17 protein-coding genes and 1 tRNA gene are annotated in these 15,781 nt (G+C 42.5%); 4 read left to right on the top strand and 14 right to left on the bottom strand.

Features of this window, described 5'->3' with window-relative positions; translation table 11 throughout:
* Positions 1-35: 35 nt before the first annotated feature.
* Both BN587_RS00930 and BN587_RS00925 read right to left on the bottom strand, forming a co-directional pair.
* Positions 36-308, bottom strand: coding sequence for a DUF4160 domain-containing protein (locus BN587_RS00930; protein WP_021719294.1), 273 nt, complete (start codon positions 306-308; stop codon positions 36-38).
* Positions 301-576 carry a hypothetical protein gene (locus BN587_RS00925; RefSeq protein ID WP_021719293.1) on the bottom strand — a complete coding sequence of 92 codons (276 nt, stop codon included), beginning with the start codon at positions 574-576 and terminating at the stop codon, positions 301-303. Before BN587_RS00925 ends, BN587_RS00930 begins: the two co-directional genes overlap by 8 nt.
* Before the next feature lie 175 nt (positions 577-751).
* Between BN587_RS00925 and BN587_RS00920 the strand changes: the two genes are divergently transcribed.
* The 3 genes from BN587_RS00920 to BN587_RS00910 all read left to right on the top strand — a co-directional run bounded on the left by BN587_RS00920 (position 752) and on the right by BN587_RS00910 (position 4,214).
* Complete coding sequence (locus BN587_RS00920; RefSeq protein WP_021719292.1) at positions 752-1,501, top strand: hypothetical protein; 750 nt, start codon at positions 752-754, stop codon at positions 1,499-1,501.
* 250 nt (positions 1,502-1,751) lie between these two features.
* Positions 1,752-2,867: an Ldh family oxidoreductase gene (locus tag BN587_RS00915; RefSeq protein WP_021719291.1), complete on the top strand. Its 1,116-nt coding sequence runs from the start codon at positions 1,752-1,754 to the stop codon at positions 2,865-2,867.
* Between the two features lie 162 nt (positions 2,868-3,029).
* A complete protein-coding gene (locus BN587_RS00910) occupies positions 3,030-4,214 on the top strand; it encodes an ISL3 family transposase (protein ID WP_021719290.1) in 1,185 nt (394 codons plus the stop codon).
* 184 nt (positions 4,215-4,398) lie between these two features.
* On the opposite strand, the gene BN587_RS11645 is transcribed toward BN587_RS00910, so the two are convergent.
* The 6 genes from BN587_RS11645 to BN587_RS12160 all read right to left on the bottom strand — a co-directional run bounded on the left by BN587_RS11645 (position 4,399) and on the right by BN587_RS12160 (position 8,111).
* The gene (locus tag BN587_RS11645) at positions 4,399-4,614 is read right to left on the bottom strand and encodes a hypothetical protein (RefSeq protein ID WP_021719289.1); all 216 of its coding nucleotides are present in this window, start codon (positions 4,612-4,614) and stop codon (positions 4,399-4,401) included.
* 405 nt (positions 4,615-5,019) lie between these two features.
* Positions 5,020-6,303 carry a Na+/H+ antiporter NhaC family protein gene (locus BN587_RS00905; RefSeq protein ID WP_021719287.1) on the bottom strand — a complete coding sequence of 428 codons (1,284 nt, stop codon included), beginning with the start codon at positions 6,301-6,303 and terminating at the stop codon, positions 5,020-5,022.
* A 151-nt stretch (positions 6,304-6,454) separates the two neighbouring features.
* Positions 6,455-7,060, bottom strand: coding sequence for a protein adenylyltransferase Fic (gene fic / locus BN587_RS00900; RefSeq protein ID WP_021719286.1), 606 nt, complete (start codon positions 7,058-7,060; stop codon positions 6,455-6,457).
* A gap of 106 nt (positions 7,061-7,166) precedes the next feature.
* Positions 7,167-7,242 (bottom strand) — tRNA-Asn (locus BN587_RS00895).
* A gap of 169 nt (positions 7,243-7,411) precedes the next feature.
* Complete coding sequence (locus BN587_RS00890; protein WP_021719285.1) at positions 7,412-7,876, bottom strand: YhcH/YjgK/YiaL family protein; 465 nt, start codon at positions 7,874-7,876, stop codon at positions 7,412-7,414.
* A 157-nt stretch (positions 7,877-8,033) separates the two neighbouring features.
* Positions 8,034-8,111, bottom strand: coding sequence for a putative holin-like toxin (locus tag BN587_RS12160; protein WP_222859551.1), 78 nt, complete (start codon positions 8,109-8,111; stop codon positions 8,034-8,036).
* An 84-nt stretch (positions 8,112-8,195) separates the two neighbouring features.
* Between BN587_RS12160 and BN587_RS00885 the strand changes: the two genes are divergently transcribed.
* Entirely contained in the window at positions 8,196-9,752 is a 1,557-nt protein-coding gene (locus BN587_RS00885) for an ABC-F family ATP-binding cassette domain-containing protein (protein ID WP_021719284.1), read from the top strand.
* Between the two features lie 74 nt (positions 9,753-9,826).
* Here the strand turns inward: BN587_RS00885 and BN587_RS00880 are convergent, their stop codons facing one another.
* From BN587_RS00880 to cas1, 6 genes are all read right to left on the bottom strand, one after another.
* Positions 9,827-10,465: a uracil-DNA glycosylase gene (locus BN587_RS00880; RefSeq protein WP_021719283.1), complete on the bottom strand. Its 639-nt coding sequence runs from the start codon at positions 10,463-10,465 to the stop codon at positions 9,827-9,829.
* A 27-nt stretch (positions 10,466-10,492) separates the two neighbouring features.
* Positions 10,493-11,872: a lipase family protein gene (locus BN587_RS00875; protein WP_021719282.1), complete on the bottom strand. Its 1,380-nt coding sequence runs from the start codon at positions 11,870-11,872 to the stop codon at positions 10,493-10,495.
* A gap of 106 nt (positions 11,873-11,978) precedes the next feature.
* Positions 11,979-12,593: a hypothetical protein gene (locus tag BN587_RS00870; RefSeq protein ID WP_021719281.1), complete on the bottom strand. Its 615-nt coding sequence runs from the start codon at positions 12,591-12,593 to the stop codon at positions 11,979-11,981.
* Positions 12,594-13,119: 526 nt separating this feature from the next.
* Positions 13,120-14,433 carry a type III-A CRISPR-associated CARF protein Csm6 gene (csm6, locus tag BN587_RS00865; protein ID WP_021719280.1) on the bottom strand — a complete coding sequence of 438 codons (1,314 nt, stop codon included), beginning with the start codon at positions 14,431-14,433 and terminating at the stop codon, positions 13,120-13,122.
* Positions 14,434-14,449: 16 nt separating this feature from the next.
* Positions 14,450-14,728, bottom strand: a complete 279-nt coding sequence (cas2, locus tag BN587_RS00860) for a CRISPR-associated endonuclease Cas2 (protein ID WP_021719279.1) — start codon at positions 14,726-14,728, stop codon at positions 14,450-14,452.
* Entirely contained in the window at positions 14,728-15,720 is a 993-nt protein-coding gene (gene cas1 / locus BN587_RS00855) for a CRISPR-associated endonuclease Cas1 (protein ID WP_021719278.1), read from the bottom strand. Before cas1 ends, cas2 begins: the two co-directional genes overlap by 1 nt.
* Positions 15,721-15,781 lie beyond the last annotated feature (61 nt).

Genomic DNA, 15,781 nt, shown 5'->3' with positions numbered 1-15,781 from the left:
TTATTTTTTGTTCAAGTTGATTATACAATCTACCCTTATTTTTTTACTTTACCTTCGCCAAAAACACTGATCCATTGAGCAATGATACGCTCGCGATTCAGCAAAATATATTTTCTGATTTGGCGAAGCTCATTATCCGGAATTTTTCCGTTATTATTGGCTAATTCTGCTCCATCACTGGTAATCCAAAACTTGGTGGCATTAGGTGTTTGAGTGCCTTTAGCAACATGAACATGTATTGGCTCCATGTTTTCATTAGCCCAAAAATAAAACACATACCCTAAGAAACCTGCTAATATTTTAGGCAATTTGCTTACTCTCCTTTGCCATTTCCCACATAAGTAAAAGATTATCTGCTGCGAAGCTCTCAATCCAATAAAGCTCGTCCTCACTAAAGCCAAAAGCCTTGATAAACTTTTTGTCAGGCATAATAATTTCAGCGAAATCAAAACCATTATTATTGTTGGGACGTTCAAATCTTACGCAAATATATTCCTTGTATTCTTCATCTATAATGTCGCTGGTAGTGACTGTAATGCCGTTGAACATGCAGTAGTAATGCTTGTTGGTACACATAGGCGCACAACTCCTTTCAATGAGCTTATTTAATTATATTATAGCGTAGCAGGGGTGAATAGTAAATAGAAGAATATCTCCCCATCACCTCCACACTTAATTCACAATAATTTTATATTTTCTTTTAGTAACCTATGCTATAATATGCTTAGAAAGTGAAAATGAGGTGATTATCATGCGTAAATTTACAGCCTTACTATTAGCTGCCTTAGTGCTTGTAGGCGCCAATACAGCTCTTGCTGATAAAACCATAACCTTAGATAAGGATACCAAGCTGGTGCCGCAGGGCTGGACGGTAGCCGACGATATCAAGTTCAAGAAGAATACTGTTGTAAAGATAAACGATGACGGTCAGGTTATCGAGGGCGTGCTGGCAAGCGCCACCTATCTGCGTCCTGCAGGATGGGAGAGCCTGGCGAGCAACTATTATTATGTGGAGCGCAGTGCGCCGTTCTTCCCGCCGCGCTTCTTCTACCATCCGTATCGCCCGGGGCTGGTGATTCCTGCCGACGGTCATGTGCGCTACATGGGCAACAAGTCCGTGACCTTTGCTAAGGACGGCACTGTGCTCAGCGGTGTGATTGATAATGACGTTATCCTGCAGCTGAGCGATAACGGCTACGGCTTTGTGCGCTTTAAAAATGACAATCTGCTGACTTTTGATACAGATGGCAGGGTTATAAACGGTACACTGGCGGAGGCAACGAAGCTGCGTCCGCTTGGCTGGCAGCACAACCTGCAGGATGAAAGCGCCGGTTTTGTTGAATTCAAGAGCGGCACAGGCATCAGCTTTGATGCGACCGGCCTTGTAACAAACGGCTCGCTGAGCAAGAAAACCCTGTGGCATAATGCCGACGGCAGCACGAAGGAGCTGGAGGCCAAGGCACCGGTTGCCTTTACTGCGGACGGAGCAAAGCAGGGTTAAGCTGATAATTTCAAAACGTTAATACCGTACAGGCTTCTGGGACGTTAGTCAGGAGGTCTGCACGGTATTTTTTTACAGGCGAGCTATGCCTAAGGATAAAATAGATTTTTTTACATCAGCGTTTGTAACAGGCGCGAAGTGTAGCCCTAAAAGCAATACTGTACAATTATGGAGTAATGAGGTATACTATATGTAGTGCGAAAGCAATATTATTATGAATTGAAAAAATTTTCTTCAAGGAGGAAACAGCATGGAAGAAACAAGACCCTTTGTAAGCTGGGACTTAGTCCACGATTTTATGGTAGACGTATTTGTTAAATACGGCGTTCCCGAAGAGGATGCACGCATTTGTACAGATGTTCTGCTGGAAAGCGACAGACGCGGTATTGAAAGCCACGGCTGCAACCGCTTCAAGCCTATTTACCTGGATCGTATTAAAAACGGCACCCTGCTGCCGAAAACCGAAATTGAAATTGTCAAGGATACTCCTTGTACTGTAGTTATGGATGCTCACAACGGCATGGGCATGGTTGCTTCTCATAAGATGATGGAAATGCTGATTGAAAAGGCTTCCAAATACGGTATGGCTGGCGGCACTATCTTTAATTCTACTCACTACGGCATTGCAGGCTACTGGACCACTATGGCTGAAAAGGCAGGCATGATCGGTATTTCCGGTACCAACGCAAGACCTTCCGTTGCTCCTACCTTCGGTGTTGAGCCGATGATGGGCACTAACCCGCTGACCTTTACTATGCCTACCGATGAGGAGTTCCCGTTCAATTTTGACTGCGCAACCAGTATTATCCAAAACGGTAAGATTGAGTTCTATGCTAGACAGGGCAAGGATACTCCGGCAGGTCTGGTAGTTGCTAAGGACGGCGGCACTATGACCGAATCCGCTACCATCCTGAAGGAAATGCGTGCAGGCAACGTTGCTCTGCTGCCGTTAGGCGGTCTGGGCGAAGAAACCGGCGGCTATAAGGGCTACGGCTTCACTACTATCGTAGAGATTCTGTCCTCCGCACTGGCAGGCGGTCCTTTCATGAAGGCACTGTCCGGTAAGGATGAAAACGGCAACAACGCTATGTATCATTTGGGCCACTTCTTCTTCGTTATCAATCCGGCGTTCTTCATGGGCGTTGACACCTTCAAGAAAACTGCCGGCGATATCTGCCGCGGTCTGCGCAATTCCACCAAGGCTCCCGGTCAGGAACGCATTTACACTGCCGGCGAGAAGGAATATATGGCTTGGCTGGATAGAAAAGACAAGGGTGTACCGGTTGGCGAATCCATTCAGAAGGAATTCATTCAGCTTAGAGATGAGCTGGGCCTGACTAAGTACAAATTCCCGTTTGAAAAATAATAGGTTCTATAATAAGTGTTGGGGTCTTGGGCTAAAATAAGATTGAGACCACCGGCACTTATTTTTTATTAAAGGCAAAAAAATAAAGCATAAGTGCTGAAAATGTAGTAAAATAATCATTGGCTAAAATAATCACAACTACAAAGGAGAACCAGTCAGCTTATGCTTCAAGACAATTATACACAAGATTTACCGATTTTTAAAGGGGTAACTGTAAAATATTTTAGAGAAAGTGAAGACAATAATAGCTACGAGGCTTTTATCGAAATGCCGGTAAAAGAACATCATTGCCCTCATTGCGGTTATATAACTACTTATATCAAAGATTACAGGTTACAGAAAGTCAAAGATTTATCTCTAGCTGGAAAGCCGTTAAAAGTTACTATCAGCAAACGCCGCCATATCTGTAAAAACTGTAACTCTACTTTTACAGAAAACAATCCGTATATCAAAAGATACTGTCATTTTCCTCAAAGGTTTTATTTTGAAGCCATCAAAGAAACCTTCAATCTACAAAGCTTTTCTGCTATAGCCAGAAGGTTTGGAACATCTGTAACAAGCATTATCAGATGGTTCGACAATATCAATTATCCCAAAGCAGAATTGCCAAGCTGGATAGCAATAGACGAATTTAAAGGTAATGCCGGCGGCGAAAAATTTCAATGCAATCTTTCCGACCCAGTAAAACATAAAATAATAGATATACTGCCTAACAGAGATTCAGAAGATCTGTGTAAACATTTCTTAGAATATCCATATGAAAAACGAGCTAAAGTAAAAAAGATAACTATGGATTTAAGCACATTATTCCGTTCCGTAGCCAAGAAAATCTTCCCAGAAGCCAAAATAATAGCGGACAAATTTCATGTCATCAGAGTAGTTATAAACAGTCTTGAGAACACCAGAAAACGCATCCAGAAAGCATTCCATGATGTTAAGAGAAAATGGTTCAAGAGAAGCCGATACTTGCTTCTTAAGCCTGAATATAAATTGACAGACGAGGATAAAATAGAATTAAATAGAATGCTAAATTCTTCACCGGAGCTTGAAAAAGCCTGGCTGCTGAAAGAAAAATTCTATGAAATTTTTAGAAAGGAAACTCGAACTGAAGCTAAAAGAGAGCTGCGAGACTGGCTCCTGTTAGCTAATCAGTTATCTGTTCCCGAATTTCAGCATTGTATTACTACTTTTACCAATTGGAGTACGGAAATAGCCAATATTGTCGGCGAAAATATTTCCAATGGTTTTATCGAAGGTAGTAATAACAAAATAAAAGTTCTGAAACGTATCAGTTTTGGGTTTCAGAACTTTAGAAGATCAAGGAACAGGATATTAAGTTTAATATAAATGTCAGAACCATTAAAAGATCAAGAAGGCCGTCTTATAAGATGTAATTATCTATATCCGGATAATAATATTCATAGATTATGTCGTTGTACAAAACCGGCTGTGCAAATTACTAAAGATGAATTTGGTAATATCCATTTTTCTTGTGAAGATCACATAGAAAAATTAAGTCATGCAGCATATTTTACAGGGAAAGAGATTTAATAGGCTCATTTGTAGTATCAGGAAACTTAGTTGACCAATCGAATCTTTCGTGAGAAATTTTTTTATTGTGCATTCTTTCGGCAGCTTCAGGATAACCTGCATATCCATATGGCTGTAAGCTGTCATTTACGGCAAATACTATAAATATATTTACACCGTCAATCTCCGGATGTTTTTCATTTATATCATCGCTCAAAGAGCAGAGCTTTGAAGGATTATTAAATGTTTTTTATCTACTTTGATAAGTAAAATATTTTCGTTGAAATTTCTGGTTGGAATACTCAAATTTATATACGAATACATGCATTCCATAACTTACTTACTCCTTACAAAAATAACTATAGCCTCTGATATATACTTGGCTATCATACCAACTATATCAGAGACTATTTAAGTTGTAAAGAGTAATTTTACAAATTTTAGGGTATTAAATTATTAAAAACCCCAAAACTTGACATAGAACCAAATAATAAGCTATAACAAAAGCCTGGGCGTTTGCTCAGGCTTTTTACGTTGGCATTATGTTGTTATTAAAGCATGAAAAAAGCCGTACGGCTTTTTTTTTACTATTACAGTAAATTTATAGCCGTACGGCTTGTTTTTAGTCTTTATTCTTGATGAAGATGAAGATCAGTCCGCTGATACCCATCAGCAGCGGGTAGAAGCAGTAGGGGATGATGGCGAAGGGGTTAAGTCCAGTGAGGCTTGCCGCAGCCAGAAGCTGTGCGCCGTAGGGGATAAGTCCCTGACCCATGGAGCTGAACATATCCAGCAGAGAGGCACTGCGGCGAGGTGTTACGCCGAACTCTTCGCTGATATCCTTGGCAATAGGGCCTGCCATAACAATCGCCACAGTGTTGTTCGCAGTGCAGATATCAACAAGCAGAGCGAGAGCTGCAATACCCAGCTCACCGCCTTTGGTGCTGCTGATGCGGCTCTTGATGAAGTTCAGTACGAAATCAATACCGCCGTATTCCTTAATCAGGGTAATGATGCAGGCCACGATGATAGAAATAACGGTGATGTCATACATAGACATAATGCCGTTGCCAACGTGGGTAAACATTTTGGTAGCAGTAAACATGCCTGTTCCGAGGCCTACCAGCATACTGAGCACAGTACCGATAATAAGAATCACGAAAACGTTGACACCGCTTACGGCACCGATTAATACGAACAGATAGGGAAGAACCTTAATCAGACTGTAGTCGAGGTTACCGTTGACCTGATATTCGTTGGTGTTGCCCAAGAAGTAGAACAGACCAAGAGTGATGATTGCTGCCGGCAGGATGATTTTAAAGTTTTCACGGAACTTGTCGCGCATATCACAGCCCTGAGTTTTGACAGCAGCAATGGTGGTATCGGAAATAATAGAAAGGTTGTCACCGAACATAGCACCGCAGACTACGGCACCGGCGCAGATAGCCATCGGGAAGCCGGTTTTGTCGCTGATGCCTGCAGCAATCGGAGCAAGTGCGGTAATAGTGCCTACGGAAGTACCCATAGAAATGGAAATAAAGCAGCCGATAGCGAAAAGGCCTGCAACCGCCATGTTGCCCGGCAGAATGGAAAGGCCGAGGTTAACAGTGCTTTCTACACCGCCTGCAGCGCGGACAGCGCCGGAAAAGGCACCTGCGGCGAGGAAGATGAGGCACATGGTGAGAATGTTTTCGTCACCTACGCCGGTAGAAGCAAGACGCAGCTTCTGTACAAAGCTGAGCTTTTTGTTTTGCAGGAAGGCTATGATTAAAGCAATTAAAAAGCCTACAATCGCAGGCATGCTGTAAAAATTCTCGGTAATCAGGCCTGAGCCTATAAAGAACAGCAGAAAGACTGCGATAGGCAGCAGAGCGATGGCACGCCCCTTGGAATGGTTGTTGGTCATAAACAGAATCTCCTTTTATATAATTTTCAGCTTTTTCTATTATATCAATTAAATTTTTAGTATGCAAGGAAGATTGATGAAGGATTGCTAAAAGAATAACAAAAAACCTCAGCTGCATTGCTGCAACTGAGACAAACCGGCAGGCAGAAGCTTATAAATCTTTCGTCTTGAATTCTTCGTAGCCTTCGTACATATAGCTTGCATCAATACCCTTCATATAAACCTCGCGGTCATCAATATGCTCGGTCAGGGCGTTCTTTAAGAGAAACTTGATTTCCAGGTCCTTAATCGGGCTGCGCTCCATAGCGGACAAATAATCTTCCTTATTAACCTTGCTCCAATCAATAACCAGCTGCAGCTCTTTCTTCAAAATAAGATCAAGCCAGATGCGCGTACTGCGGCCGTTTCCCTCACGAAAGGGGTGAGCGACATTCATTTCAACATATTTTTCGATGATTTCGTCGAAAGTGCTTTGCGGCATGCGCTCAATCTGCTTCAACGCATCGAGCAGATACATGGCCGGAACAAAGCGAAAGCCGCCTTTGGCGATGTTTACGGAACGGACCTTGCCTGCAAAATCGTAAATATCCATAAAAAGTTGCTTATGAATCACCTGCAGCGTTTTGAATGTGCCTGGCTCCAGCTTGTCCAGCATACCGCTTTCAAAAAGCTCTAACGCACGCTTTTTGCTTAAGCGCTCTTCCTGAGTTGCCAGCTCGGCGGAGCTGGTGATGCCTAATTTATTTTCCAAAGTCATAGTATAGATACCTCGTTGGTAATAGTGATGTACTTATTATATCATAAATCAATTTCAGGAAAAACAAAAAGCTCCGAACTCCTAAAAGTTCGAAGCTTTAACTTCTTGGCTCCCCGAGTAGGACTCGAACCTACGACGCCCTGATTAACAGTCAGGTGTTCTACCGGCTGAACTATCGGGGAATATTTTGTAATGTTTTGTGTTGCTCAACATCACGAGTGTTATTATACTAAGTCCACACGCATTTGTCAACACTTTTTTTGAACTTTTTTATGACTTTTTCAGAAAAAGTTTTCCAAAGTCGTCAAGCCGATTTGTTTAAGCAACAAAAACCGCTCAACCATGCGTGTTTTAGGCTTTTACTTTAACTACGATTTTTTGTACGTTGCTGGCGATTTTTTCTACAGAACAATTAGGTCTGTGTAATTCCCACGGGAAAAAAATTGCAAAATCACCGGAATTTAATACTGTGCAGTTTTTCTCCTGCGGGTCAGCGTAAAAAATTACGTCCTCTTTTTCTGCTTTATTTTCTGTTTCTACACAATCAGCTGTCAGCGGTGTATACCAAATTGTTTCCTCACCGCGAGCAACAAACTGTACATCAATATAATCGTTATGCTTTTCCGGACGGCGTTCAGCCTTAGGCTCGGTATCATATGTATTGACGCGGGCGAAAACATTACGTCCGTCAATTTCATATTCACCGTTTTCTACCTTGCTGAAATCAGTCGCAGCAACGTAAGCCAGTGCTTTTTGCAAACGCTCGCTTACATACGGCAGCAGCTTTTCAATATCTTTTTTATTTCCTTGCAGCATAATTATTTTCCTCCTCTATCGTTGACGAAAGCATTGTTGATTGTTATAATATATGTAGGTTGGTCTGACGAGTGGTTCCGTCAGCTCTTCCCATAAAAATTGTTTTATTGAAGAAAAGGCTGGCGGTCATATGTCGGTCTTTTTCTTTTCTGTAATGTTACTTACAAGCCAAGATAATGGTCGCAACAAGAATGCCGAAAGCAATCATAAGACTTAAGGCTTCGTACACCCGCATAGCTCCCACCTCCCTTGAGGGGCAGCCAACGTTCGTCAGACCATTATCATTATACCAAAACTAAACTAATAAAGCGAGGTTTTTATGAGCTACTTAAATGTCACCAATGTTTCCCATTCCTTTGGCGGCCGCCAGATTTTAGAAAACGTTTCCTTTAAACTCCTGCGCGGTGAGCACGTAGGTCTTGTTGGCGCTAACGGCGAAGGCAAATCCACCTTTTTGAATATCGTAACCGGTCACGTACTGCCTGACGAAGGCAAGGTTGAATGGCCCGGTAAGGTTACCGTCGGTTATCTGGACCAGCAAAGCACCCTGGAAAAGGGCATGACTATCCGCGAGGTTCTGCGTACTGCTTTTGACGGCATGTATGCTATGGAGCAGCAGATGCTGGAGCTGTACGATAAAATGGGCGATGCTTCTCCCGAAGAGCTTGATAAAATGATGAACACCGTCGGTGAAATCCAATCTGAACTGGAGCACAGCGGTTTCTATTCCTTAGACAGCAAAATCGAAGAGTTCGCCAACGGCCTCGGTCTTGGCAGCATCGGTCTGGATAAAGACGTCAGCGAGCTTTCCGGCGGTCAGCGCAGCAAGGTTCTGCTTACTAAGCTGCTGCTGCAGAACTCCCAAATTCTGCTGCTGGACGAGCCTACCAACTATCTGGACGTTGAACATATCGAATGGCTCACCAAGTTCCTGCAGAACTACGAGCATGCCTTTATTCTGATTTCCCATGACATTCCCTTCCTCAATAAGGTTGTCAATGTTATCTATCATCTGGAAAATTGCGAGCTTACCCGTTACAGCGGTGACTACGACAAATTCCAGGAAATGTACGCTATCTATCAATCACAGAAGGCTGCAGCCTACGAGCGTCAGCAACAGGAGGTTGCTAAGCTGGAGGACTTCATCGCCCGTAATAAGGCACGTGTTGCTACCACTAATATGGCAAAAAGCCGCCAACGCAAGCTGGATAAGATGGAAATGATTGAAAAACCGCGTGAAAAGCTGAAACCAACCTTCAAATTCACCGAAGCACGCACTCCCAGCCGCTTCATCATAGAAGCCAAGGATTTGGTGCTTGGCTACGACAGCCCGCTCACCCGTCCTGTTACCTTTAATCTGGAGCGCGGACAAAAAATCGCTATCCGCGGTGTCAACGGCTTAGGTAAAACCACCCTGCTGAAAACTATTTTAGGCATCATTCCGCCTGTCAGCGGCAAAGTCGAGCTGGGTGAATTCCTGGAGCCCGGCTATTTTGAGCAGGAGGAACGCGAAAAGAACGAGAATACTGCTCTCGATGATGTTTGGAACGAATATCCCGGCCTGACTAACTACGAGGTGCGTGCTGCACTCGCAGGCTGCGGTCTGACTAATGAGCACATCACCAGTAAGGTTTTCGTACTCAGCGGCGGTGAGGCTGCCAAGGTGCGCCTGTGCAAGCTGATGCTGAAGGATGTCAACTGGCTGGTACTTGACGAACCTACCAACCATCTTGATGTTGACGCAAAAGACGAGCTGAAGCGTGCACTGAAGGAATTCAAGGGCAGCGTTCTGCTGGTTTCCCACGAACCGGAATTCTACGAGGACTGGGTAGATAAGGTTTGGAACATCGAAGACTGGACCACTAAGATTATTTAATATTGTAAGCATAAGATACAAAAGCGTTCTGCCGTAATTTTGCGGCAGAACGCTTTTTACTTGCAGCAGCTTTTTCAGCGTACACGCTTCTTAAAAATCTTAAATAAATCCGGCTTTTCCTCAGACATAAATTGATAACCCGGTGCCAAAAGTGCGGCACGCTCGCGTGCCGCCTCCAGATCATGAAATACATCCCATTTGGAGGCTACCAGCTGCTTGCCGTACTGACGCAGCAAATACGCCGGATGGTAGGTAGCAATGCAGTCAAAGCCCTGCTCCGTGCGGAACCACATGCCGCGGTCGCGCGTAATGCGCATATCGGGACGTCCCAACCAATGCAGCGCCACGCTGCCCAAGGCCACGATTACCTTAGGCTGAATAATCTCCAGCTCACGCTGCAGCCACTGCTTAGCGCAAAAATCTGCTTCGGCAATATCCGGTGTACGGTTATTCTTCGGTCTACATTTGATCACGTTCGTAGTCAATACTCTGTCACGCGTCATCTTGGCTGCCCACAGAGCCTTGTCCAGTAATTGTCCGGACGGCCCGATTAAAGGACAGCCGTAATCATCCTCGACCTGGCCGGGGCCCTCTCCTACAAAAACAATCGGGCTTTCGGGATTACCATACCAGCCAACAGGTGCAATAGCATCCTGACGTAAGGGGCAGGCTTGACAGTTTGCCAGCTCGCCCTCCAATTCACTTAAATCCATATCCTCATCCTCCACTATTTTAACGTTCTAATATCCCAAGATAGCTTCATGCTGCGTTACGATAAACGGCAACTGCTCGCACAGGGCTTCGCGTGCCTGCCATAGGTTCTCACCCGCAGCCTGAATATTGCCGACAGCCGGCGATACCTTGCGTCCGAAAGCGCCAAGCGTCAGCATGCGACCATTTTTATCAAACAACCCTTGCTCCAACGTCAGATACCAATAGCCCTCCTTAGGAGCCTGACTGCCATCCATCCCGCAGACTAGCATATATTCTGCACCGGCCTCATTGCTGAGCTTCAGTAAATCCTGCGTTGTGTAGGCATCCTTGGGCAGATTACGTTCCATAATAATATAGCTTGGCAACATTTTGCGATATTCGTCAAGCACAAAACGTTTGATATCCGTTACATAGGCCAGTTTTTTCAAGCTGTCGGAAGTATTTACCCAAACCGCAACCACCGGCTGCTTCGTAATTTTTCTATCTGTAACAGGCTCCAATCTTCCCATGCTTATCTGTCTGTCACGCTCTTTATAGTATTCGCTGATACTGTAATCAAAATACATAGCCATAGCATGCTGCAGATTGCTGATTTTGTTGGAAAGGCTGTACTTCACAGGCTCGCCGAACTGCTTATAGCCGCCGAAAAACGTCTGCAGGCTGCCGGGAACAGGGTCCGCCGTGTTGCTGATACGTAGCAGCTTAATCTTATCACCGTACTGCTCCGCAAAGGCGCTGTTGCCAACTGCCGGAGCGCCAAAGGTTATAACAACAAACTTTTCCTTAGGCATTCCCAAGCTCGCTAAACGCTCGCCCAACAGTGTTGCTGCCGCTCCGCCAAGGCTGTGACCTGTAAGCACCAGATAAGCATCAGGATCCTCGCTTACGCGCTTGAAAAGGCCCCTCAGCTTGCTGTTCTCATCAACTACGCCGCTGCGCAGCACCGCATCCACATAGCTGTTAAAGCCTGCATGCACCGCCGCGCCATCCTTAGGCACAGGCTGCGCTGCCAGCTCCTGCATCTCCGCCAATGTTGAACCACCGTAATTAACCTTCTTGGTTGCAAGATTTATCTTCCAGTCACTCTTGCTGGCACTGCCGCGGAAGGTTACCAGATATATTTGCTTATTAATTTGCGGAAAATAATTTTTGGCTACAGCATAATTCAGCTCTACCTTGCCGTCATTTCCCTGCTGGCTTTCAATCTGCCAGCCATAGCTGCGCAGATAGTCAAACTCCTGGGAAGTATGCGGCAGATAAACACCCAGACAGGATGCTGCTGCGATTGTTGTAAAATAACTCTGCATGTAGGCAGAGCTTACCGGATTAGGTGACGCTGCATATGTCATCGTACCCAAGCCGAAAAACAGACATACAACTGTAAGTAAACGCATAAGCTTAAGCATTCTGCACCTCCTTGTAACATACCATTTCTATTATTATAACACAAAAGCCCGAACCTCTTGAAGAGATTCAGGCTTTTCTATATTTCTGGATACACTCTCAGACGCTTTATTGAATTTTTTCAAACTCGCCGTTATAACGGGCATTTTCCTTATCATAGACTGCAGGATCCGCATAGCGGTTAACCTTGCTGTTCAGCGTGCAAGCCTCTTTGATGCAGTCATTAACAGCATTTTTGGTGTTGATGCGCGGATCATCTTCACTGGCAATAACATAACCTGCTACACGCAGCATGCTGCTGTCATATTCCTTGATACCATAATCATAGCTGAAAAGCTTACCGTCTACAACGGTGCTTTCCTTCAACGCAACCTTAACAGTGCTGTATTTACCAACCAGCTTTTCACCGCTGCCAACACCGGCCAGGTCAAGCTTCACAACAATCGGCACCCAGTTGGGACGAGTAACCAGTGATACATCGGCCGCAGTCAGCTCCTTATCCGGAGCAGCTTGCTTAATCATCTGTACAGGGAAACGCTTGCCGTAATTTGCCATGAGGAAGGCTTCAAATTCCGTCTTACCTTTCTCAACATCATTTTCAAGATTCTGCGCTTCCAGAACAGCCTCCGGAACCTGATACCACAGCACTACCTTTTTCGCCGGGGCAGCAGCGCAAACGGAACACATCAGCAGACAAAGGATACAAAGAAACAGTTTTTTCATAGAACTTTCCTCCTCGCTATATTCATTAACTATATTGTAGCAAGAAAACATCCCGCTGAAAAGAGTAATTGATAATACCTTCCTGATAAAAAACGAAAAGAGAGCAAGGCTTTTCCCTGCTCTCTCAGCAAATGACAAAATTTCTTACAGTGTTTAAAACACCAGTAAATCTACAACCATCCAACCGGCAAATAAAATCAACATTGGGTATAAATCCTGCATAACGCTTACCTCCTACGCATATCGCAGACTTAATTCATCTTTGTTATACATAGTATAATCTTAGAATATTAAATACAGATTAACCTTAAGGTAAAATCAAAGTAAAAAAGATTTGCGGTTCGACAGTTTATTTTTAACGTATATATTTTCTTTTCTCTGTACTTAAAAAACCGAAGTATTATTTCAGGATATAGTCTATACTTTTACGACTGCCAGTCGAATTTTAATTTTTCTACGCACTAAAAAACGCTGTTTATGCATAAACAGCGTTTTTGACAGCATATATTGTCATAAAAGTTATATTCTATTTATTAAATTCATTTAAGCTGTCAACAATTCTCCTGTTTAAATCATCATATACATTGCGTTTGCAGATGGATTCTCCTTCCATAATCAATAAAAACGCTTTACGCAAATGCTGAATAATCTGGTAGGAACTCAACTTAGGCTCTATCGCCTGCAGATTTTCTTCCGTAACATCAGTTAAAATAGTATGTGCTATTTTGTTCCGCTGATTTTTCTCTACCTCTCGAAGAATCTGTAATTCTCCCATAAGTTCTGTTTTTACAGATTTTAAAGACTCCAAAATCAGCAGCATGTTAGAAAAAGAAAGTTCTGTATCCCTAAAGCCTTGACGAAAATAATAATTCAGATAGGTAAATACATCCGGCACTTCTTTTTTCAGCTTCTCCGCGCTTATTTTCCAACTGCTATTATTATTTCTTTTGCTGTAACAAAAGCGCTCCAGTTTAAGCGCAACATGATTTTCGAAATAATAAAGTAGCAACTCATACAAAAACGGTGTCAGTTTAGGGATGAATTCTGCCAATTCACCCTTCCTCTGGTGTAATTCCATAACCATCAAAAATTCATTCAATTTTTTTACGGAATTGTTTTTATAAATATTTTCCTTACCCATTCCATTAAACGCTTCATTTATCAGCAGCTTGGAACGTAAATCCGCATGCTTCAGCAATTTACCGGTTTCTTCAACAAACATTGCTTTATTTTTGTTATACATGGCCAAAGCTGCTCTATATTCATAATTGTTAATCAAACTAATCAACTGATGCCGTATACTATAACGCCGCAAAAGAGAAAGCGGCGCTTCATGGCAGCGACACGTATAATCAGGAGCATTATCAAAATTATTTTCTATTACAACATCAATATCTTCGTTATCCTGCGTCGCATGCGCTGTTCTATTAGATGCCCTTTGCGGCGAATCTACCTGAATAGCACGAACGTTTTCAAAATCCGTGGCTAAAAAGCTCATCACCGTTTTCATTTGCGGTGTACCTGAGCTTAAATTCAGCAAAATCTCTTCTTCCGGAAACTCCTTTCGCAGTTCAAGAAAGCCTTCTGCCAAAGGCACCAGTTCTTCCATAAGCTGTACATTAACTATATCAGTATAAATAAAATCAAATTTGCACTCAGGCACATTATACTCAATCGCTTTAGAGTATATATGCCTGTTTTTTTCTTTTGCAGACATTTCCGCGCTTAAGAATATCCGCACGTATTCAGGCCTATATGTTCTGATTATGTGCAGCATAGCACCATCATAGCAATCTCTGATAGGATCCGTATCACCGGCAGGTGTATATAAAATGCTCATTTATCTCATCTCCAAATTACAAAATAACGCAGTCTGTTTCCTTACGCTCGCCAATTCCCCAAGTATATACATCTATAATATCATCCAATACATATACTCGCAAGGAATCGACTGCTTCATCAATCAAAATACTGCTTTCTCGTAGCATTTTTTCATATTGCCGACGATTAAGTAATGCTTCAAAAGCAGATTTTTGTACACGGACACCATAAGCCTCTAGACATTTTACCATCTTATTACGGCGTTTATTATCGACAATATCATAAATCATTAAAACTATAAATTTTCGCTCCATTATCTCAACTCCAATGGTTCATAAAGAGTTATATCGCTATGCAGGATTACACTAGCATATTTACGACACTGCTGCCTAATACTTTCACGATAAGTATATTTATCTTCAAAATATTGGTTGTCTGAACGCAACTTTTTATTATATGTCTGCAAATATATTTTACGAGCTTCGGGGTTTAAAAAACAGCCCGTTTCATTTGTTTCAAACATATCTTTCGTCAACATATTTCTCTTTACCATTGCTAAAACCATAGAATCAATCAATGGCGCACGCCATTCTTCAATTAAATCCGAAACTAACGCAGGATGTCCTTTAGCAATTCTGTGCATAAAACCAACGTAAGGATGCAACCCCAAAGCCAACACATTGCTCATAATCTCATTGAACAACATACTGTAACCTAAACTCAACATAGAATTAAATGGATCTCGTGGTGGCATTTTAGTACGTTTTTCAAATTTAAATTCATCTGGGACTATAGCGTCTAAGGCACAAAAATAAATACGACTTATAATTCCTTCAAAGCCCATTAAAGAATGTAAATCATCTGCCTGACAAATATTTTTTCTTATTGCTAAAATATTGCGAATGCTTGTGTCTACATTATCAAGTTTTAAATTGCGATTATATCGACGTAAAATTGTCAGCTGATTATGTACCTTAGCATAAATAATCTTTTTGGCAAGCTCAAAATATAACTTTTCTTCCTGCAAAAGCTCAAATTGTTTTTGATGCTTAATTATATCAACAGAACCATTGCTTAAAAGCGAACCAAAGAAACGACCTCTTCCAGAAAGCCACGATAGAGGTATGTTTCTCTCTAAAAACTCTGTAATTAATCCTGAAGAAATTTGAACACTATCTACCAAGGTAACATCTTCTATTCTTTCCAACGGCACCTCTAAAAGAACCTCATTGTTACGCCCGACTAAAACATGACCTCCGCGTTTTCGTAAATACGCTCCGCTTTCCGTAATATACAAAGAAGTCATTTTTTATCCCTCCTAGAAAATATTTTCTTGGTAGATTGTATAATCAACTTGAACAAAAAAT

Origin of the sequence: Phascolarctobacterium succinatutens CAG:287 (genome assembly GCF_000434895.1) — a bacterium.
GTDB lineage: Bacteria > Bacillota > Negativicutes > Acidaminococcales > Acidaminococcaceae > Phascolarctobacterium_A > Phascolarctobacterium_A succinatutens_A.
Note: the sequence above shows the minus strand (reverse complement) of the source record. Positions and strands in the feature narration are given on the sequence as shown.